This window comes from Dorea chungnamensis (genome assembly GCF_039832125.1).
Lineage (GTDB): Bacteria > Bacillota > Clostridia > Lachnospirales > Lachnospiraceae > JAFBIX01.
The window spans coordinates 1-20,737 of record NZ_JBDOHT010000014.1 but is presented as its reverse complement, the minus strand read 5'-3'; the positions used below and the strand labels follow the sequence as shown (position 1 = coordinate 20,737).

Below are 20,737 nucleotides of genomic sequence, written 5' to 3'. Positions count from 1 at the left end.
CTAGTCTTCAATACGTATCATATGTAATATCTGATCTTTGTAGATATTTGCTCTGGTGTCGTAATCTCCTTCCATCATCACCGGCGTCGTGAAGCCAAATTCGCCTTCCAGCCCTTCTGCTTTAACGATCTCCACATCACCAAACGAATCCTGAAGCTTGGGCAACATCTCATCAGCATTTCCTTTCATACGGATAAAGAAACGACGTTTTGCATCAGCCTTATCTTCCAAATGCAGTTTTTCCTGCTTCCACATCGTCATGATGTTGCGATTCAGATGCTTTGCTGCATCCACAACGTCTGCCACTACCGCACTTGCTGTCGGAAGCTTTCCTGCGCCACTTCCATAGAACATTGCATCACCAAGGACGTTGCCATGCACAAAGATTGAATTAAAGACTCCATTTACATTGTAAAGTGGGTGCTCTGGATATAACATGCAAGGTGCAACAATCGCATGAAGACGGTTTCCAGCATAGCGCTTGCTGGATGCAAGCAGTTTGATGGTTGTTCCCATCGCTTTTGCATATTTCATATCTTCCACAGTAATTTCTGTAATTCCCTCACAATAGATATCTTCAAAATCCACCTGCTGTCCAGAGATCAAAGAAGATAAGATTGCAATCTTACGACACGCATCATATCCTTCCACATCAGCCTCAGGATTGCGTTCTGCATATCCATTTGCCTGTGCTTCTTTTAACACTGTATCGTAATCAGCCCCCTCATAGAACATCTTCGTCAACATATAATTTGTTGTTCCATTCAGAATTCCAGTAATCTCTTCAATCTCATCAGCTGTCAGAGACGAATTCAATGGACGGATGATTGGAATTCCACCTCCGACACTTGCCTCAAACAAGAAATTAATGTTATGTTCTTTCGCAATTGACAACAGCTCCGCACCATGCTTCGCTACCAGTGCTTTATTGGAAGTCGCCACACTCTTTCCTGCCTGCAGACATCTTTTCACAAAAGTATAGGCTGGTTCAATTCCTCCCATAACTTCTACAACAATCTTAATCTCATCATCATTCACGATAGTCTCAAAATCATGAATAATCTTATCCTGAACAGGATCTCCCGGGAAATCTCTCAAGTCAAGTACATATTTAATATTTAATTCATCACCTATTCTCTGGTTGATACGTGCTCCATTGGTATTGACAACCTCTACCACTCCTGAACCAACCGTTCCATAACCCATAACCGCTATATTTACCATATGTTCCTCCCTCAATTATCTTACAGTTTCTTTCAGATATGCATTTATGAATATATCAATATTGCCATCTAATACCGCATTCACATTGCTGCTCTCCACATTCGTTCTGTGATCTTTCACCAATGTGTATGGCTGCATAACATAAGAACGAATCTGATTGCCAAATCCAATTTCTTTTACTTCACCTCGGATATCTGATACTTTTTCTGCCTGTTCCTGCTCTTTCATGAGCTGAAGTTTTACCTTCAGCATCTGCATTGCTTTTTCTTTATTAAAATGCTGAGAACGTTCATTCTGGCATTGTACCACAATCCCTGTGGGAAGATGCGTGATTCGAATCGCAGAAGACGTCTTGTTGACATGCTGCCCACCCGCTCCGCTGGCACGATAGGTATCTATCTTCAGATCATCATCGGCAATCTCAATATCTATCTCATCTTCAATGTCTGGCACTACATCACAGGATGCAAAGGATGTCTGTCTTTTTCCAGCCGCATTGAATGGCGATATTCTCACAAGTCTGTGAACGCCTTTTTCCGACTTTAGATACCCGTAAGCATTTTCACCATTCACCTCGAATGTAACCGTCTTAATTCCTGTAATATCTCCATCCAGATAATCCAACACCTGAATCGTAAATCCTTTTCGTTCTGCCCAGCGGCTGTACATTCGATAGAGCATGCTGGCCCAGTCACAGGATTCCGTTCCTCCGGCACCAGCATGAATCGTAAAAATTGCATTACAGGAATCATACTCACCAGACAACAATGTCTGAATCCGTAACGATTCGAACGCTTCTTCAAACTCCTGAATCTCTTTTTCAATCTCTTTTGGCATCGAAGGATCGTTTTCTTCATATGCCATCTCAATCAACAGATTGATATCATCATAAGAAGCATATAATTCGTGAATAATCTTTACCATATCCTGAAGACTTTTCAGTTCTTTCATAAATCGCTGAGACTCTTCCGGATTATCCCAGAACCCAGGTTCTTCTATCTTTCGTTCCAGTTCTTCTATCCGTCTTTCCTTGCCTTCCAGGTCAAAGTGAATCCCTCATCTCGGCAAGAGGCTCTTCATAGGCATTCATAACAACTTTAAACTGATCTAATTCAACCACTTTTTCACCTCTTTCTATTTTTTACGTCCACAACACTGCTTGTACTTCTTTCCACTTCCGCATGGACATGGATCATTCGGATATACTTTCTTCTCTGCACGCTTCTTAGGAGCACGAACAGCACTTTCATCCTTATTGGTTCCAGTTACCTTCGCTACCTGTTCTCTCTCTACCTTCTGTTCAATTTTCACATGGAACAGCGCGCGAATCGTATCTTCCGTGATACTCTTTGTCATATGATCGAACATGTCGTACCCAATCATCTTATATTCTACTTTTGGATCTCTCTGTCCATAGGCCTGAAGGCCGATTCCTTGACGCAGCTGATCCATATCGTCAATATGATCCATCCATTTTGCATCTATGACTTTAAGCAGAATAACACGTTCGATTTCACGAATATGCTCTGGTTCCGGGAATTCAGATTCCTTGGCTTCATATGCCTTTGTAGCACGCTCTTTCAAAAGATGCTTCAACGCTTTCTGGCTTATGTCTTTGACATCTTCTTCTGTAACAGGCGCCATCGGGATCGTATTATGAATGGTAAGATTTAACTCTGCAAGATTCCACTCATCATAATCCTGATCAGCACTGATGACCATATCTACAATATTCTCCACATAATCATTGATCATATGGAAGATAGAATCACGCATGTTCTCACCATCCAGAACACGTCGTCTCTCTTCATAGATGATCTCTCTCTGCTCATTCATGACCTGATCATATTCTAACAGATTCTTACGAATCCCAAAGTTATTGCTTTCTATCTTCTGCTGTGCTTTTTCAATTGCACTGGACAGCATCTTATGCTCAATCTGTTCTCCTTCTTCTACTCCCAGGGTAGTAAATACACTCATCAATCTTTCAGATCCGAACAGACGCATCAGATCATCTTCCAGCGAAATATAGAAACGGGACTCTCCCGGATCTCCCTGACGTCCGGAACGTCCGCGCAGCTGATTGTCAATTCGTCTGGATTCATGACGTTCCGTACCAATAATCTTCAATCCTCCAGCTTCTCTTGCTTCTTCATCCAGTTTAATATCTGTACCACGACCTGCCATGTTAGTTGCAATCGTTACAGCATCATGGACACCTGCCTGGGCAACGATCTCAGCTTCCATCTCATGGAACTTCGCATTCAACACGTTATGTTTAATGCCACGTCTTTTTAACATGCCACTCAATAATTCAGAATTCTCAATCGTAATGGTACCTACAAGTACAGGCTGATGCCTTGCATGTGCCTCTTCAATGGCATCACATACTGCCTTAAATTTTTCTTTTTGTGTCTTATATACCGCATCTTCAAGGTCCTTTCGAATAACCGGGACATTGGTTGGAATCTCAATAACATCCATGCCATAGATCTGACGGAATTCCTGTTCTTCTGTCAGAGCAGTACCAGTCATACCTGCCTTCTTGGCGAATTTATTAAACAGATTCTGGAAAGTAATGGTAGCCAGAGTCTTGCTTTCTCTTCTTACTTTTACATGTTCTTTTGCTTCAATTGCCTGATGAAGTCCGTCGGAATAACGACGTCCCGGCATTATACGTCCGGTAAACTCATCTACGATCAGGACTTCGTCATCTTTTACTACATAATCCTTATCTCTGAACATCAGGTTATGAGCGCGAAGTGCAAGAATAATATTGTGCTGAATCTCAAGATTTTCCGGATCAGCAAGGTTATCAATATGGAAGAACTGCTCAACCTTCTTCACACCATCTTCTGTCAGGTTGATATTCTTCTCCTTTTCATTAACGATAAAATCGCCTGTTTCTTCAATATCTTCTCCCATGATGGCATTCATCTTGGTGAACTCTCCGCTTGCCTCGCCACGTTCCAGCTGACGTGCCAGAATATCACATGCATCATAGAGCCTAGTAGATTTTCCACTCTGTCCTGATATGATCAACGGAGTCCTGGCTTCATCGATCAACACAGAGTCTACTTCATCGATAATGGCATACTTCAATCCCCTCTGTACCAGTTGTTCCTTGTAAATGACCATATTATCTCTCAGATAATCAAAACCAAGCTCATTGTTCGTGACATATGTGATATCGCAATTATAAGCAGCACGGCGTTCATCATTATCCATGCCATTCAATACAACACCTACGGTAAGGCCAAGAAATTCATGTACTTTTCCCATCCATTCCGCATCACGCTTTGCCAGATAATCGTTGACAGTGACAATATTTACACCTTCGCCGGTCAACGCATTCAGATATGCCGGCAATGTCGATACCAGAGTCTTTCCTTCACCGGTCTTCATCTCCGCGATACGTCCCTGATGAAGAATAATACCTCCGATCAACTGTACACGGTAATGCTTCATACCAAGAGAACGGTAAGCAGCTTCTCTTACGACTGCAAACGCTTCCGGAAGGATATCATCCAATGTCTCTCCGCCTGCAAGCCTTTCCTTAAATTCTCTGGTCTTATCTTTTAATTCGCTGTCCGAAAGCTTCTGCATCTCTGGCTCCAGCGCCTCGATTGCATCCACGATTGGATAGATTCTCTTTAATTCATTTTCACTATGTGTTCCGAAAATTTTCTGTATTAAACCCATATTGACTTAATGCTCCTTGTCATTCATTTGGTCATAATATGACCACTCTATCCCTCATTCTAACACTATCTATATTTCAATTCAACAAATTCATAAAGTATTTACAAACTGTTAATTTTCCTGCAACTCTCTTCGGATTCCTGACAACTAAAGTGCTTCACCGTCTGATAAGGTATCTTCCCTCCAAACAGATCCAACGCACTTCCAATGGTAAAGTCCAGTTTCCCCTTGGAAATCATCTGAAAATGCTTCAGATCCTCCAGGCTTCCGATTCCACCTGCATATGTGATGGGGATCTGATCTTGGCTGCATAAGATCGCAATCAGTTCCTCTTCCACGCCGGAAGCTTTTCCTTCTACATCTACTCCATGTACCAGAAATTCATCACAATATTCTGCGATTCTATATAACACTTCCGGATCCAGTTTTACCTGTGTAAATGTCTGCCATCGGTTTGTCACTATATAATATTCCCCATCCCTTTTCCGGCAACTCAGATCAATGACAACATGCTCTTTTCCGACAGTTCTGCGTAAGCTATCCATTCGGTCCCATCGGATGATTCCATCCTGGAATACATAAGAAGTCACAATGACATGACTTGCACCTGCACCGATATATTCTTCTGCATTCTCAGAAGTAATGCCACCGCCAATCTGAAGTCCTCCAGGATATGCCTCCAGCGCCTTCAGAGCCTGTACTTTTGTCTGTTCATAGTATTGGGAAGACGGCGGATTCAGAAGAATCACATGTCCACCTTTTAATCCATCCTTTCGGTACAAACGTGCAAAATAATCCGTATCCTGAACAGCGGAAAAATTCTCAACCGCCTGATCGTTTTCATCCGTCAGGCTACCGCCTACGATCTGTTTTACTTTTCCATTGTGTATGTCAATACATGGTCTGAATCTCATACTTATGTATCTCCTCGCAAATATCATTCTTATCGTGATATTTTATCACACTAAAGCAAAAAAAACTATATATGATCATAAAATCTCTGATTTTAGCAAATCAGCAGGGCACATTACATGTCCTGCTGATTGAATACACTATCGTTTTTCTGTTGTATTATTATTGACATTGTCGTTTGTGTTATTGACATTGTCATTCGTATTGTTTCCGTTTTCGTTGGTTCCATTTCCATTCAGCGCATCTCCCACATCATCTACACCGTCACGGATATCATCACCAATCTCATCGGCAACTCCATTATTATTGTTATCATACGTGGTACCATCTGTTGCACCGTTGGTCGTATTGTTCTGATCTGTCGCTGCGTTGTTATTTGCCGCATTATCATCTGCGTTTCCATTGCTGCCACATGCAGTTATTCCCATCATCACTCCAGTACACATAAGAATCAATACTAATTTTTTGAACTGTTTCATGTCTTAATCTCCCTTTCATGTATATTCATCTATAATCAAGTATTACTTGTTGCTAGTAATATTTGCAAATCATAGAATTCTATACTTTTTTCTGACTGGGATATTTTTACATTATAAACGTTCTGCAATTTTACCACTTCGATAAGCTTCCAACAGACACTCCAGATCTTCAATCTGTTCCTTCAGATCTTTTCCGATATCTGTATCCCCTACCAGTTTCCGTTCCAATACTCTTTTTACGACAATACTGTCTGAATGAATATCACTTTCCTTTTCAATTGCCGCCTCGGTTGACTCGAACGGCTCATGGGCCGCAAGAATCAGACCATAAGAATTATAGATCAGTGTATATCCGGCAATTCCGGTTTCTTTTTGGTATGCTCTGGAAAATCCTCCGTCAATGACCAGCACTTTACCGCCACATTTGATCGGACTCTCTCCATTCTTCGTCTTCACCGGCACATGTCCGTTAATAATATGTCTGCATTCATTCTGGAGTCCGAATTCATCCATGATCCTATCCACAACTTTTTCATTCTCTAACAGACAATAATATGGATTCTTCTTCTCTTTATGTGTCTCTTTTTCCGCAAGGAAATATCGTTCAAAGGTTGCCATCTTATCCTTGCCGAATAACGGAGAATTTTCACTCAGCCAGATATACCACATCATATCCTTACCACGTTCCTTTTCTTTGCCATCCAACGCATAGAATCCTTTGCGGACATAGCTTTCCAGAACCTCATACAAGCCTTTTCCTTTATAGGAATGCCCATAGATACGAACATTTTTCAAGCTGCCATCTTCATTCAGAGGAACACATCCATGATACAGAAGATTGTTATTATATACTTTATATAATCCACCTTTATTCAACAGGAACCTCATATGGCGCTGTAACTTTTCACAATTCAGGAAAGCCCGCTCCAGTCTTTCCATAATATCTTCTTCTTCTTTCGTCAGCGCATAAGGTTTCTTCGGATCAATCGTCGGGAAATTCTTGTCCAGAAGTTCATATGTCTTACCATCCAATTCAATCGTTCCAGCTTCATAATCAATATGATGCAAAAGATTTCTCTTTTCCATCTTAAATCCCGGATTCTTCTTGATAATCTGTCCTTCCACTTTGAACTGAATGATTGAAATTGCCTTATGCATCTTGATATTCATCAGTTTCTCGCCTGGTGTATGTCCGGAATCAGCCTTCAGCTGAAAACATTCACACGGATCATCCTTATATACATTCAGTGCAAAGGTTGCAAGCGGAAGCAGATTGATTCCATATGCATCTTCCAAAATGTCCAGATTTCCATATCTCGCACAGATTCGGATCACATTGGCAATGCAGCCTCTCTGCCCTGCTGCAGCTCCCATCCACAACACATCATGATTTCCCCATTGAATATCAATAGAGTGATACTCCATTAATTTATCCATGATAATATGTGGTCCTGGACCTCTGTCGAAAATATCCCCAACAATATGCAGATGATCCACCGTTAACCGCTGAATCAGTTCGCTCAAAGCAATAATAAATTCTTCTGCTCTTCCTATTCTGATAATCGTACTTACGATTGCATTGTAATAAGATTCCTTATCGCTGATATCCGCCTTTTCCGTAATCAATTCTTCAATTACATAAGCAAAATCTGCCGGCAATGCTTTTCTGACTTTTGACCGTGTATATTTACTTGCCGCACATTTGCAGATCTCAATCAACCGATACAGAGTAATCTTATACCAGTCTTCCATGTTCTCTTCTTCCTTCTTGATCCGATCCATCTTTTCTTTCGGATAATAAATAAGAGTAGCAAGGGTCTGTTTATCCTTACTACTCATAGTATTCCCGAATACATCGTCGATTTTACGGCGCACGGAACCAGAGCCATTCTTCAATACATGAGAAAATGCCTCATATTCCCCATGAATATCCGTAAGAAAATGCTCTGTGCCTTTCGGCAAATTCAGAATCGCCTGTAAGTTAATAATCTCTGTCGACGCTTTAGCGATGGTTGGATAAAGTTGAGAAAGTCTTTCTAAATAACGTACCTCTAACTCTTTCATAAAATCCTCCATTTTGCTCGCTTCGCTCGCTAGGAAATCAAAACCTCTCCATGTGGGTTATCCGTTCCCAGTAAATTTATAATACAGTTCCTCTAGAACTGAATTACATCGGACATATCGTATCTTCCAGCTGGTTTTCCAGCAAGGAATTTGGCTGCTTCAACTGCACCTTTTCCAAACACAGCTTTTGAATAAGCAGTATGCTTGAATTCGATAACTTCATCAGCCCCTGCGTAGATCACTTCATGATCCCCGACAATTGTTCCGCCACGAACAGCCGAGATCCCAATCTCTTTCTGATCACGTTTCTTGCGCACCTGACTTCTGTCATACACATAAGTATATTCATTATTCATTGATTCATTAATAGAATCAGCCAGTGCAAGTGCGGTTCCACTCGGTGCATCCAGTTTCTGGTTATGATGCTTTTCCACCAGTTCAATATCAAATCCTGCCGGTGCCAGTACTTTCGTTGCATCTTTTAAAAGTTTCATAAGCAGATTGATCCCCAGCGACATATTTGCCGACTTCAAAACTGCAACCTTTTTAGACGCTTCTTCTACTTTTGCCAGCTGCTCCTCAGACAGTCCGGTTGTACATAAAACCACCGGTATCTGCTTCTTCACACAATAATCAAGAAGTCCATCTGCAGCTGCGGCATTGGAAAAATCAATGATAACATCTGCTTTTACATCACATTTTTCAATGCTGTCAAATACCGGATAATCATTAGCAAGACCGGTATATGTATCAACTCCTGCCACAAATTCTATTGCTTCATCTGCTTTGACAAGGCCTGTGATCACCTGCCCCATTCTGCCATTGCATCCATGCATAATTGCGCGTATCATCTTCTGTCCTCCTGCCTTATGCCAATTGAATTCCAAAATCCTTCATCGCCTGTGCCAAAGCCTTCTCATGCTCTGGAGTCAGTTCTGTCAACGGCATACGAAGCGGTCCGCAATCCTTGCCCATCAATGCCATTGCTTTTTTAACCGGGATCGGATTAACTTCACAGAATAACTGTTCAATCAACGGAATTGCCTTTAACTGAAGTGCTGCGCTTCCTGCCACATCCCCTTCAAAGAACTTTGCACAGATATCATGTGTCTCCTGTGGCGCAACATTAGAGAGAACAGAAATGACACCTTTTGCCCCAAGAGAAAGTAACGGTACAATCTGGTCATCATTTCCAGAATACAGATCAATGTTGCCATCTGTCAGAGACATGATCTTTGCCACCTGTGATATATTACCGGAAGCTTCTTTTACTCCTACGATATTATCAACATTTTTTACGAGTTCTGCCACTGTTGCCGGTTCAATATTACAACCAGTTCTGCTGGCAACACTATACATGATAATCGGAGTTTTTACCTCTTTTGCCACAGCCGTATAGTGAGCAATCAATCCTGCCTGAGTTGCCTTATTGTAATAAGGTGTTACAAGCAAAAGACCATCTGCTCCATGTTCTGCCGCATCCTTAGACAATTCAATTGCTGTTCTTGTGCAGTTAGAACCTGTTCCCGCAATCACCGGAATTCTTCCTTTTGCTCTTTCAATCGTGAATCTGACGCACTCTGCATGTTCCTCTTCTGTCATAGTAGCAGACTCTCCGGTCGTTCCGCAGATAACAATGCTGTCTGTTCCATTTGCACAGTGATAATCAATTAATTCATCCAGTTTATCATAATTAATACTTTCATCTTCATTAAATGGTGTGACGATTGCCACGCCGGCACCTGTAAAAATAGACATAGTAATCCTCCTGACTTTCATAATAATCTATTGAAATTCTATCATCAATCAAATATGATGTCAATGAAAGTCTCTGCCGGATTCTTAATCTTCCAGACATTCCAGCTTGCTGACAGATACTTCATATGCCGTTCTTTTCTCAGTCTCTGTCTCCGTCAGTTTCTTAATATATTCCCTACTCTGAATCCGTCCAATAATCTGAACATGCTCACCAACTTCAAAAGCCGAAGCAAATCTTGCATTTCTTCCCCAACAAATACATGGTATGTAATCTGATTTGCCATATGGCCGGTTGACAGCCAGCAACAGGTCTGCAATCTCTCTTCCAAGTGGTGTCTTTCGATACACTGGCAATTTACAGATATAGCCATCCAGAAAAATATTATTCGTCTTTGCTCCATCCAGTTCCTCATCAATAAATTCTGCTTCTCTTACAAACACCGACAGAACCAGACGGTTCTTTTGTTCATCATGTCTGTTATAAGAGCGGAACTGTCCACTTACCATAATGAATTCTCCCGTATAATCCTGCGTCACATCAATCAGGCGTTCTGAGATCATAAGCGGAATCCGGTCTTCCGAATTACTGAGACGTTTTACATTAACATCCACCATATAAAAGCCCTCTCCGTACACCTCATGGCTGAATGTAAAAGGTGATGCAATCTCTCCCATAATCGTTACCTGGTTGTTTTCAATAATCTTATCTGACATAATTTTACAATCTCCCTTCCTCTGAATCGTATTTTGAGTTGTCAAGCATCCTGCGAAAATTCCCATAGTTTTGCAGGGTCATTACATAGTCTATGAAGGGAGTTACTATTTTAGAACTAAAATACTTGTAAATTTTTCGAAATGTGATAAACTAATGAAGTTGCATATATTAATAGGTAGAGAAAAGGAAGATTGGTATGAATACAAAACGTGAAGATGTACGTAATATAGCCATTATCGCCCATGTCGACCATGGTAAAACAACATTAGTAGATGAACTTTTAAAACAAAGCGGTGTATTCCGAGAAAACCAGGAAGTAGAAGAGCGCGTCATGGACTCTAACGATATCGAAAGAGAACGTGGAATTACGATTCTTTCCAAGAACACTGCCGTATATTATAAAAATACAAAAATCAACATCATTGACACCCCTGGGCATGCCGACTTCGGCGGCGAAGTAGAACGTGTCTTAAAAATGGTAAATGGTGTCGTTCTGGTAGTTGATGCTTTTGAAGGTGCCATGCCGCAGACCAAATTCGTACTGCGCAAGGCTCTGGAATTAGATCTGCCAGTAATCGTTTGTATCAACAAGATTGACCGTCCAGAAGCAAGACCTGATGAAGTTATTGACGAGGTCTTAGAATTATTCATGGATCTTGATGCTTCTGATGAACAACTTGACTGTCCTTTCGTCTATGCATCTGCTAAAGCAGGCGTTGCTGTATTGGATCTGACCGATGAAGAGCGTGACATGAAGCCTCTCTTCGAGACCATTTTAAGTTACATTCCTGCACCGGAAGGAGATCCTGATGCAGACACACAAGTACTGATCAGCACCATTGATTATAACGAATATGTAGGTCGTATCGGCGTCGGAAAAGTAGATAACGGTACGATCAGAGTTGGTATGGATGCCATTGTTGTAAATGAACATGATCCAGAACGTCAGGAAAAAGTCCGTATCAGCAAACTATATGAATTTGACGGTCTGAATAAAGTAGAGGTAAAGGAAGCTACGATTGGATCTATTGTTGCTATTTCTGGAATCTCCGACATTTCTATCGGAGATACGATCTGTTCTCCTGAAAATCCAAAAGCAATTCCTTTTCAGAAGATTTCAGAACCTACAATCGCAATGCAATTTATTGTAAATGACAGTCCATTTGCAGGTCTGGAAGGAAAATATGTGACTTCCCGCCACTTACGTGACCGTCTGTTCCGAGAATTAAACACAGATGTCAGCCTTCGAGTTGAAGAAATGGACAACACCGACAGTTTTAAAGTATCTGGACGTGGCGAGCTGCATCTGTCTGTATTAATCGAAAATATGCGCCGTGAAGGATACGAATTTGCAGTCAGCAAGGCTGAGGTTCTGTATAAAAAAGATGAGAACGGTAAATTACTAGAACCTATGGAGGCAGCTTACATTGATGTCCCAGATGAATTCACCGGTACTGTTATCGATAAACTCAGTCAAAGAAAAGGTGAATTGCAGAATATGGGAGCCTCCAATGGCGGTTATACCCGTCTGGAATTCCGAATTCCAGCCCGTGGATTGATTGGTTACCGCGGTGAATTTTTAACAGATACCAAAGGAAATGGTATTATGAATACGGCTTTTGATGGATATGCTCCATATAAAGGTGATATTCAGTATCGTAAACAAGGTTCTCTGATTGCTTATGAGACCGGAGAATCTGTCACTTATGGATTATTCAGTGCTCAGGAGCGTGGTGTCCTCTTTATCGGACCTGGAGAAAAAGTATATTCCGGTATGGTTATCGGAGAAAATGCAAAGACCGATGATATCGAAGTCAATGTATGTAAGACCAAACATCTTACCAACACTCGTTCTTCCAGTGCAGACGAAGCACTTCGCCTGACACCACCAAAAATCCTTAGTCTGGAAGAAGCACTTGACTTTATTGATACCGATGAATTACTGGAAGTAACTCCAAAAGCCCTTAGAATCCGCAAAAAGATCTTAGATCCTAAGATGAGAAAACGAGGAAATAAATAATGACATTTTTATGGCTGTTGGAAGGAATTCGCACTCCTTTCTTAGATAAATTGATGCAACTAATCACTTATTTTGGCCAGGAACTGATTATCATAGCGGTTATCTGCGTACTTTACTGGTGCGCGGATAAGCGCTTTGCTTATCTCCTGGGATTTACGTACTTTACTGCCGGCTTGTGTGTTCAATCCCTGAAAATCACTTTCCGTATCCCAAGGCCCTGGATTCTGGATCCAGATTTTACAGCTGTAAAGAGCGCCGTCCCAGGCGCGACCGGATATTCTTTTCCAAGCGGTCACACACAAGGAGCCACCTGTCTGTTTTTTCCACTGGCTTTAAAGGCTCAAAATATTTGGTGCAAAATTCTCTGCATCCTTGCCTTTTTGTCTATCGGTTTTTCCAGAATGTATCTGGGATGCCACACTCCAAAAGATGTATTGGTATCTATGCTGATTTCTATTCTGGTATCTCTTGTTATCTGGAAATTTCAGACATTTTTACTGGATGATTCACGTTATCTGAAACAGATTGCCAGCATTCTGGCACTTTTGTCATTTGCCGTGGCTGCCTATGCTCTTGTCCTGAAAAGCAATGGAACAATTGAGACAAAATACGCCACAGACTGCTGTAAAGCCGCCGGTGCAGGCCTTGGATTCGCCATTGGCTGGTACATTGAACGGACAAAAATGAATTTCGATACACATACCGGAAATATCGTCACACAGATTCTGAAGCTAATCATTGGACTGATCATTGCACTTTTGATTAAAGAGGGCTTTTCCACGATCTTTGGAAGTTCCATCTTGGCAAAAATGGCAGAATATTTTATACTGGTTTTATGGGTACTTGTTATCTATCCATTTATATTCAGTAAAATATTAAGGAGAAATGTATGCAGCAATATATAGCTAATTTTTTGAAACGAATAACTGAAATCCTGGAATTCTTTATTTCCATTATGCTGGCCATCGGAATCGTTCTTTTATGTATCCGTATGGCTGCTTCCTTAGGTAATATTCCTGATCTCAGTATCTGGCCGAACTATGACGATCTTCTTGAAACCTGCTTCAACCTTATCATCGGTGTTGAGTTGATTCGAATGATGTACTATCATACTCCCAACACTGTATTTGAAGTATTGCTTTTCGCAATTGCCCGCCAGATTATCATTGATCACTCTTCCATCTGGGGAAGCCTGATTGGTGTATGTGCAATTGCAGTATTGTTTGCCACACGAAAGTTCCTTTTCTGTGAATTTGATATATCTGAGGCCACCATTTTTCGGGCAAGCACAAAAGTATCATCTATTAATAAGCTCTTAAATATCCACATCCCTTATAAGGAACATGAGACCTTGCTTGATGTGACCATGCAGAAGCTAGAGGAGACCGAGACAGGATGTCATGTCGGCGCATGTGTCTATTTTGCAAATGTCGGTCTTCGTATTGCCAAAGTACATGATGGAAAAATTTCAAGAATTGAAGTAATACGTGCTATACATTAGTCTTCAAACGTGTTATACTACATATATCAGATAGATTACTTGTCTTGTCGTAAATTGTCAGACTAATCTTCTGAAATTATGTCGAAAAGGAGTTGGACAGCATGAAGTTTATCATTATTGGGAAAAACATCGATGTAACACCTGGTTTAAGAGAATCCGTTGAAAGCAAATTAGGTAAACTAGAGAGGTATTTTACTTCTGACACGGAGATTCACGTAACATTGAGCATCCAGAAAGAGCGTCAGAAAATCGAGGTAACCATCCCTGTAAAGGGTGACATTATCCGTTCTGAGCAGGAAAGCAATGATATGTATGTTTCTATTGATCTGGTAGAGGAGGTCATCGAACGCCAGCTTCGCAAATATAAAAACAAATTGATTGCAAGACATCAGGAAGGCGGCAATTTCAAACAGGAATTTATTGACGCAGAAGACACTGCAGAGGATGAAAACGAGATTAAGATCGTCCGTACGAAAAAGTTTGGATTCAAACCAATGTATCCTGAAGATGCATGTGTACAGATGGAACTTCTCGGACATGACTTCTACGTATTCTGCAACGCAGAGACAGATGAAGTCAACGTAGTTTACAAAAGAAAAAATGGAACCTACGGCTTAATCGAACCAGAATTTTTATAAAGCTACAAGCAATAAAAAAATAAAAAAAGAGGTTACCAGAGCATTCATGCTCTGGTAACCTCTTTTTTTATTTTTTCATGGCGACAGCCATGACTGAGATGCAACGCAGTGGCATCTCGGTTTATTGCGTTCTCCTCACTTTGCTCTCTTTTCATGGCGACAGCCATGACTGAGATGCAACGCAGTGGCATCTCGGTTTATTGCGTTCTCCTCATTTTTCCAGGATTTCCAAAACTTGCACATTCCCATCTATATTGGCAAAATAACAAAACTCTCCCTCTTGCATCATGGCCTGTCCATTAGTTCCTTCTGTAATCTCCGCCTTCACTGCTGCAAGCTCATCTTCTGGAATCAACGCTTCTAATTCCACTTTATCTGTATATACCGAATCCAGAATCTGAAGCCCTCTCTGTCCTAAAATGTACTGAATTTTCCCTAATCCAGTATAATCTGTTGAAATACAAAGTTTAACTCCCAAAATTTTGGTTATAATCACAGATGAGGCTAAGCCTTGTTTAGTTGCAGCTGAATATGCACGGACCAGCCCTCCGGTTCCCAGTAATGTCCCTCCAAAATACCTCGTTACTACCACGGCGACATTATGAATCTCCTCTCCAAGCAGAACCTCCAACATGGGTTTCCCCGCCGTACCGCTGGGCTCTCCGTCATCACTGCACCGCTGAAGTTCATTGCGTTCTCCGATCACATAAGCAAAGCAATGATGTCTGGCATCCCAGTATTTTTTTCTGACTGATTCAATAAATGCCAATACTTCTTCTTCTGACCCGGCCGGAATTACCGTCGCAATAAACCGTGATTTTTTCTCCACGATTTCTCCCTCTCCGCCTTGATATACCGCCTTATATTCTGATAACATATCGTCTTCCTTTCACACCTAATACATAATCCTTATCTATTACTATACCTAATTTCTTAAGATTTTCCTACTGAAATATGAACTTTTCATTTTTTTCTTTATTAACGATTGGTTATTTGGTATAATAACGGGGTATGAAGGAGGCCTAAATGCATGAATTATGGTAAGAAAAAAGCTTCGCAAAAGCAAAAAAAGATAACGTCCAAATCTACCATGCAGGGGAAAAGAATAGGCGTACGGCTTTTTAAAGCATTTCTTCTCTGCCTGGTAGTCGTATCGGTCGTCGGGGTCATTGGAGTTGGCGTATTTGTCAAAAAGATCATTGATGATACCCCCAAAGTCTCCCCCGAAGATGTAAAACCGAAAGGATTCACTACCTTCGTGTATGCGGATGATGGTACAACAGAGATCGAACGTTTCGTATCTTCCGGTTCAAACCGTGTATACAAATCTATTGATGAAATACCTGTCGATCTGCAGCATGCCTTTGTTGCAATCGAAGATGAACGTTTTTATGAGCACAATGGTATTGACCTTCAAGGTATTGCCCGTGCTGCAGTAATTGGAATTACTTCCGGTGATTTTTCCCAGGGTGCAAGTACCATTACACAGCAGCTGATAAAAAATAATGTATTTACTAATTTCATGGACGAGCAGACATTCTATGACAAGCTGCAGCGTAAGATCCAGGAACAGTATCTGGCATTACAGATCGAAAAGCAGATGGACAAGGACACCATTATGGAGAGTTACCTGAATACCATTAACCTTGGTCAGAACTGTCTGGGCGTACAGGCTGCTGCAAAGCGCTATTTTAATAAAGACGTCAATGAATTGACCTTATCGGAATGTGCCGTAATTGCCGGTATCACTCAGAATCCTACTGGCTACAACCCAATTACAAACCCAGAGGATAATTCTAAGCGTAGAGATAAAGTACTGAAGAACATGTTGGAGCAAGGATATATAGATCAGGCTGCTTATGACGAGGCTAAAGCAGATGATGTCTATTCCCGAATCCAGACGGTAAATAGCGCTGCTCAGGACGAAAATCCATATAGCTATTTTGTAGACGCCCTGACAGAACAAGTGATTGACGATTTAAAAACACAGCTTGGATATACAGAAACACAGGCTTACAACGCTGTATACAGCGGAGGTCTCAGCATCTACTCTACTCAGAACAGAGAAATCCAACAGATCTGTGATGAGGAAATGAATAATGATGCAAACTATCCCGGACTAAAAGAATATGGACTGGATTATGCACTTACTGTTACCAGAGCTGATGGAAGTGTGGAAAACTACAGTTCCGGTCATATCAAACAATATGTGAAGAATACGTACGGAAAAGAACAGGGACTTCTCTATTCCAGTGAAGAAGAAGCACGTGCTATGATTGAAGAATGGAAGTCAACCATTGCTCAGGAAGGCGATACTTACGATGAAGTCGTTAATATTTCTCCTCAGCCTCAGGCTTCTGTTACTATTATTGATCAGTCTACCGGACAGATTAAAGCTATGGTCGGAGGCCGCGGTGAGAAATCAACCAGCCTGGGCTTGAATCGTGCTTACAAAGGTTCCAAACGTCAGCCTGGTTCTTGTTTTAAGATACTTGCTGCTTATGCTCCTGCTTTAGATTCTTGCGGCAAGACGTTAGCTACCGTTATCAAAGATGAGCCTTATACTTTAAAAGGCGGCCAGGTGCTTAGAAATGCCAATGGGCGTTACGGTGGAGACACAACGATCCGCAAGGCTATTACATGGTCTATCAACGTATGCGCAGTTAAGCTTAGTGATGAGATCACACAGGAACTTGGATTTGAATATTGTGAAAAATTCGGTATTTCTACTCTGGTAAAGAGCAAGGAAATCAATGGCGATATCTACAGCGACATTACACAGACACTTGCACTTGGCGGTCTTACAGAAGGTGTCTACAATTATGAAATGTGTGCCGCATATGCTACAATTGCCAATGGCGGTGTCTATCATACACCTACTTTATATACTAAGATTCTTGATCACGATGGTAACGTACTGCTGGAAGGAACCGGCGAAACTCGTACAGTAATCAAAGACAGTACCGCCGCACTTTTGACCAGTGCTATGCAGGATGTAGTTAATTCCGGTACCGGTACTGCCTGCCAGTTACCAAACATGCCAGTTGCAGGAAAAACAGGTACTACAACCTCTAACAAGGACTTATGGTTCTGTGGATTTACCCCATATTATACTTGCGCTGTATGGGGTGGTTATGACGATAATAAGGAATGTAGTTATGATACGAATTTCCGTTTCCGAATCTGGAAAAGCATTATGAGCAGAGTTCATGCAAATCTAGAGACTAAAGAATTCACAATGCCTGCTTCCGTTCAACAGAAAACCGTATGTTCTATCTCCGGTCTATTAGCAGTATCCGGAAATTGTCCTGGTATCACTGAGTACTTTGCAACGGATACACTGCCAACGGAAAGCTGTCCTGGACATGTGGCGGAAGAGCCAGAAGAAGAGACCGAAGAGAATGGTGACAATACCGAGACAGATCCAGGAACGACTCCTACAACTCCGACTGATCCAGGCGGTGGCGGTACTGATACCCCAACAACTCCGACCGATCCAGGCGGTGGCGGCGGAGACACCGGTGGTGGTGAAGCTCCTCTCCAATAGGCGATAATTCTTAAATTATAAAACAGCAGAATCAAAATCTTGATTCTGCTGTTTTAATTCATATCTTATTAAATTTCATCTACTGTCTTTAAAGAATTAACTTTGCTGCCCCACAGATTCCTGCATCATTTCCGAGTGTTGCAAGAACGAACTCCGTATTCTTATTAGCAAAGAATGCTTTTTCCTGGAAGTTTTTCTCTACATAGTCAAGAAGAATCTCACCAGCCTTAGAAACACCTCCACCGATAACGATTACAGATGGATCTACTACTGCTGCAAGATTAGCCATTGCATGTCCAAGGTATACGCCAAACTCTTCTACGATTTCTTCTGCGACCTTATCTCCATCCTTCAGAGCATCGAACACTGTCTTTGCGCTGATTTCTTTCTTATCTCTAAGAGAAGATGCTGCATCATCAGCTGCCAGACGTTTTTTCGCAAGTCTTGCAATTCCTGTAGCAGATGCATATTGTTCCAGACAACCTGTTTTTCCACATCCACAATGTTCAGTCTCCTCATAATTCACACAAAGATGACCAATCTCTCCGCCTGCACCATGAGCACCTACCAGCGGATGACCATTGACGATGACTCCGCCGCCGACACCGGTTCCCAGTGTAACCATGATCATATTCTTCTGACCTTTTCCAGCTCCCAGCCACATCTCACCAAGAGCAGCTACGTTCGCATCGTTTCCTGCTGCAACCTTAAGACCGGTCAACTCTTCCATCTCACGGTTCACTTCTTTATAGCCCCATCCGAGATTCGCTGTATTCTGCACAACACCATTATCATCCACTGGTGCCGGTACTCCTATTCCGATACCACTCATCTGTGAAGCCTCAATTCCTTTTTCTTCCATCTTTTTCTTGAGAGATTCTGCTATGTCCGGAAGAATTGCTTCTCCTTTATTCTCTGTACGAGTCTTAATCTCCCATTTATCCACGAGTTCTCCATCTGTTTTAAAAAGTCCAATTTTTACAGTTGTACCCCCTATATCAACTCCAAAACAATATTTCATCTCCCATATCCTCCTATTTTTTTATTAAATTCTCTTGTACACGTTTATATAATTCCTGAGCCGCATTATAACCCATCTTCTTCTGTCTGTGATTGATTGCGGCCGTCTCAACAATGATAGCAAGATTACGTCCCGGACGAATTGGAATCTGATGACATAAAACCTTATTGCCAAGGAATTCTGTGTACTCTTCCTCAAGGCCAAGACGATCATATTGTTTCTCTTTATTCCAATCCTCCAGTGTAATAACAAGATCGATATTCTTAGTCTCTCTTACACTCTGTACACCAAATAAAGTCTTAACATCTACAATACCGATACCACGCAATTCAATAAAATGTCTTGTAATATCCGGTGCTGACCCGACCAAAGTCACATCGCTGACTTTGCGAAGCTCTACCACATCATCACTGACCAGACGATGCCCGCGCTTAATCAACTCAAGCGCTGCTTCACTCTTGCCAATGCCACTTTCTCCCATAATCAGGACACCAACGCCATATACATCTACCAACACTCCGTGAATGGAAATACATGGAGCCAATTCCACATTCAGCCAACGAATAATCTCTGCAGTAAACTCAGAAGTCTTCTTTTCTGTTACGAATACCGGAACCTGTGATTGATTCGCCATCTCTAAAAACATGGGTTCAGGCTGCAGATTTCTCGAAAAGATGACGCATGGAAGCTGATAAGACAAAAACTGTTCATAAATCTCTTTGCGTTTTTCCTCTTCCATCTTCTCCAAAAAAGTATACTCTACATATCCAATCAATTGAACACGGTCTGAGTCAAAATGTTCAAAATATCCTGTAAGTTGCAGAGCCGGTCGATTAATATCCGGAACCTCGATCGCAATATGTTCAACATCAACGTCTGGCGTAAGATTCTTAAGGTCCATCTTCTCTACGACCTTTTTTAATTCTACTTTACTAGCCATATTATTCTCCTCCACGCATTATTATTTTTTTATTATATCATATTCGTGAAAAAAGTTATAGACATCCTGTGCTGATTTTTCATTCATAGAAGGGAGTTCCACACTTTTGCAGTTAGTTATGAACTGATATAGCTCGAAAGCTTTATAGAATAAGGCTTCCGAGCATTTTTTATTTTATATTTTTAACTTTTATATATAGCGTTTTATAACGTTTCG

17 protein-coding genes are annotated in these 20,737 nt (G+C 41.3%); 5 read left to right on the top strand and 12 right to left on the bottom strand.

Annotated features, from left to right (window positions below):
* The 9 genes from ABE613_RS11910 to ABE613_RS11870 all read right to left on the bottom strand — a co-directional run bounded on the left by ABE613_RS11910 (nt 1) and on the right by ABE613_RS11870 (nt 10,853).
* Nucleotides 1-1,224 carry a homoserine dehydrogenase gene (locus ABE613_RS11910; RefSeq protein ID WP_235231705.1) on the bottom strand — a complete coding sequence of 408 codons (1,224 nt, stop codon included), beginning with the start codon at nt 1,222-1,224 and terminating at the stop codon, nt 1-3.
* A gap of 15 nt (nt 1,225-1,239) precedes the next feature.
* Nucleotides 1,240-2,344, bottom strand: a protein-coding gene (gene prfB / locus ABE613_RS11905; RefSeq protein ID WP_420370566.1) for a peptide chain release factor 2 whose coding sequence is annotated in 2 segments (ribosomal slippage) — nt 1,240-2,280 and nt 2,282-2,344 — 1,104 coding nt in all. Because the reading frame shifts where the segments join, the coding sequence is not laid out codon by codon here.
* Between the two features lie 14 nt (nt 2,345-2,358).
* Nucleotides 2,359-4,926: a preprotein translocase subunit SecA gene (gene secA, locus ABE613_RS11900; RefSeq protein ID WP_235231707.1), complete on the bottom strand. Its 2,568-nt coding sequence runs from the start codon at nt 4,924-4,926 to the stop codon at nt 2,359-2,361.
* Between the two features lie 101 nt (nt 4,927-5,027).
* Entirely contained in the window at nt 5,028-5,840 is an 813-nt protein-coding gene (hisA, locus tag ABE613_RS11895; RefSeq protein ID WP_347376471.1) for a phosphoribosylformimino-5-aminoimidazole carboxamide ribotide isomerase, read from the bottom strand.
* A gap of 138 nt (nt 5,841-5,978) precedes the next feature.
* The gene (locus tag ABE613_RS11890) at nt 5,979-6,317 is read right to left on the bottom strand and encodes a hypothetical protein (protein ID WP_235231710.1); all 339 of its coding nucleotides are present in this window, start codon (nt 6,315-6,317) and stop codon (nt 5,979-5,981) included.
* Nucleotides 6,318-6,428: 111 nt separating this feature from the next.
* A complete protein-coding gene (locus ABE613_RS11885) occupies nt 6,429-8,381 on the bottom strand; it encodes a fructose-1,6-bisphosphatase (protein WP_235231711.1) in 1,953 nt (650 codons plus the stop codon).
* A 92-nt stretch (nt 8,382-8,473) separates the two neighbouring features.
* Nucleotides 8,474-9,232: a 4-hydroxy-tetrahydrodipicolinate reductase gene (gene dapB, locus ABE613_RS11880; RefSeq protein ID WP_235231712.1), complete on the bottom strand. Its 759-nt coding sequence runs from the start codon at nt 9,230-9,232 to the stop codon at nt 8,474-8,476.
* 16 nt (nt 9,233-9,248) lie between these two features.
* Nucleotides 9,249-10,139, bottom strand: coding sequence for a 4-hydroxy-tetrahydrodipicolinate synthase (dapA, locus tag ABE613_RS11875; protein ID WP_347376470.1), 891 nt, complete (start codon nt 10,137-10,139; stop codon nt 9,249-9,251).
* Between the two features lie 84 nt (nt 10,140-10,223).
* The gene (locus ABE613_RS11870; protein WP_235231715.1) at nt 10,224-10,853 is read right to left on the bottom strand and encodes a single-stranded DNA-binding protein; all 630 of its coding nucleotides are present in this window, start codon (nt 10,851-10,853) and stop codon (nt 10,224-10,226) included.
* A 197-nt stretch (nt 10,854-11,050) separates the two neighbouring features.
* Here ABE613_RS11870 and typA point away from each other — a divergent pair, with 197 nt between their 5' ends.
* From typA to hpf, 4 genes are all read left to right on the top strand, one after another.
* The gene (gene typA / locus ABE613_RS11865) at nt 11,051-12,874 is read left to right on the top strand and encodes a translational GTPase TypA (RefSeq protein ID WP_347376469.1); all 1,824 of its coding nucleotides are present in this window, start codon (nt 11,051-11,053) and stop codon (nt 12,872-12,874) included.
* Nucleotides 12,874-13,779, top strand: a complete 906-nt coding sequence (locus ABE613_RS11860) for a phosphatase PAP2 family protein (RefSeq protein WP_347376468.1) — start codon at nt 12,874-12,876, stop codon at nt 13,777-13,779. The genes typA and ABE613_RS11860 overlap by 1 nt, the downstream gene beginning before the upstream one ends.
* The gene (locus ABE613_RS11855) at nt 13,764-14,375 is read left to right on the top strand and encodes a transporter (protein ID WP_235231719.1); all 612 of its coding nucleotides are present in this window, start codon (nt 13,764-13,766) and stop codon (nt 14,373-14,375) included. Before ABE613_RS11860 ends, ABE613_RS11855 begins: the two co-directional genes overlap by 16 nt.
* Before the next feature lie 101 nt (nt 14,376-14,476).
* Nucleotides 14,477-15,013 (top strand): ribosome hibernation-promoting factor, HPF/YfiA family, encoded by a 537-nt coding sequence (gene hpf / locus ABE613_RS11850; RefSeq protein WP_347376467.1) that lies wholly within the window; start codon nt 14,477-14,479, stop codon nt 15,011-15,013.
* Nucleotides 15,014-15,224: 211 nt separating this feature from the next.
* Here hpf and ABE613_RS11845 read toward each other — a convergent pair whose 3' ends face one another.
* A complete protein-coding gene (locus ABE613_RS11845; protein ID WP_347376466.1) occupies nt 15,225-15,890 on the bottom strand; it encodes a YigZ family protein in 666 nt (221 codons plus the stop codon).
* A 153-nt stretch (nt 15,891-16,043) separates the two neighbouring features.
* Here ABE613_RS11845 and ABE613_RS11840 point away from each other — a divergent pair, with 153 nt between their 5' ends.
* A complete protein-coding gene (locus ABE613_RS11840) occupies nt 16,044-18,560 on the top strand; it encodes a transglycosylase domain-containing protein (protein WP_347376465.1) in 2,517 nt (838 codons plus the stop codon).
* Nucleotides 18,561-18,648: 88 nt separating this feature from the next.
* Here the strand turns inward: ABE613_RS11840 and ABE613_RS11835 are convergent, their stop codons facing one another.
* Both ABE613_RS11835 and hprK read right to left on the bottom strand, forming a co-directional pair.
* Nucleotides 18,649-19,581, bottom strand: a complete 933-nt coding sequence (locus ABE613_RS11835) for an ROK family glucokinase (protein WP_347376464.1) — start codon at nt 19,579-19,581, stop codon at nt 18,649-18,651.
* A gap of 13 nt (nt 19,582-19,594) precedes the next feature.
* On the bottom strand, nt 19,595-20,521 hold the full coding sequence (gene hprK, locus ABE613_RS11830) for an HPr(Ser) kinase/phosphatase (protein ID WP_235231726.1): 927 nt from the start codon (nt 20,519-20,521) through the stop codon (nt 19,595-19,597).
* Nucleotides 20,522-20,737: the final 216 nt, after the last annotated feature.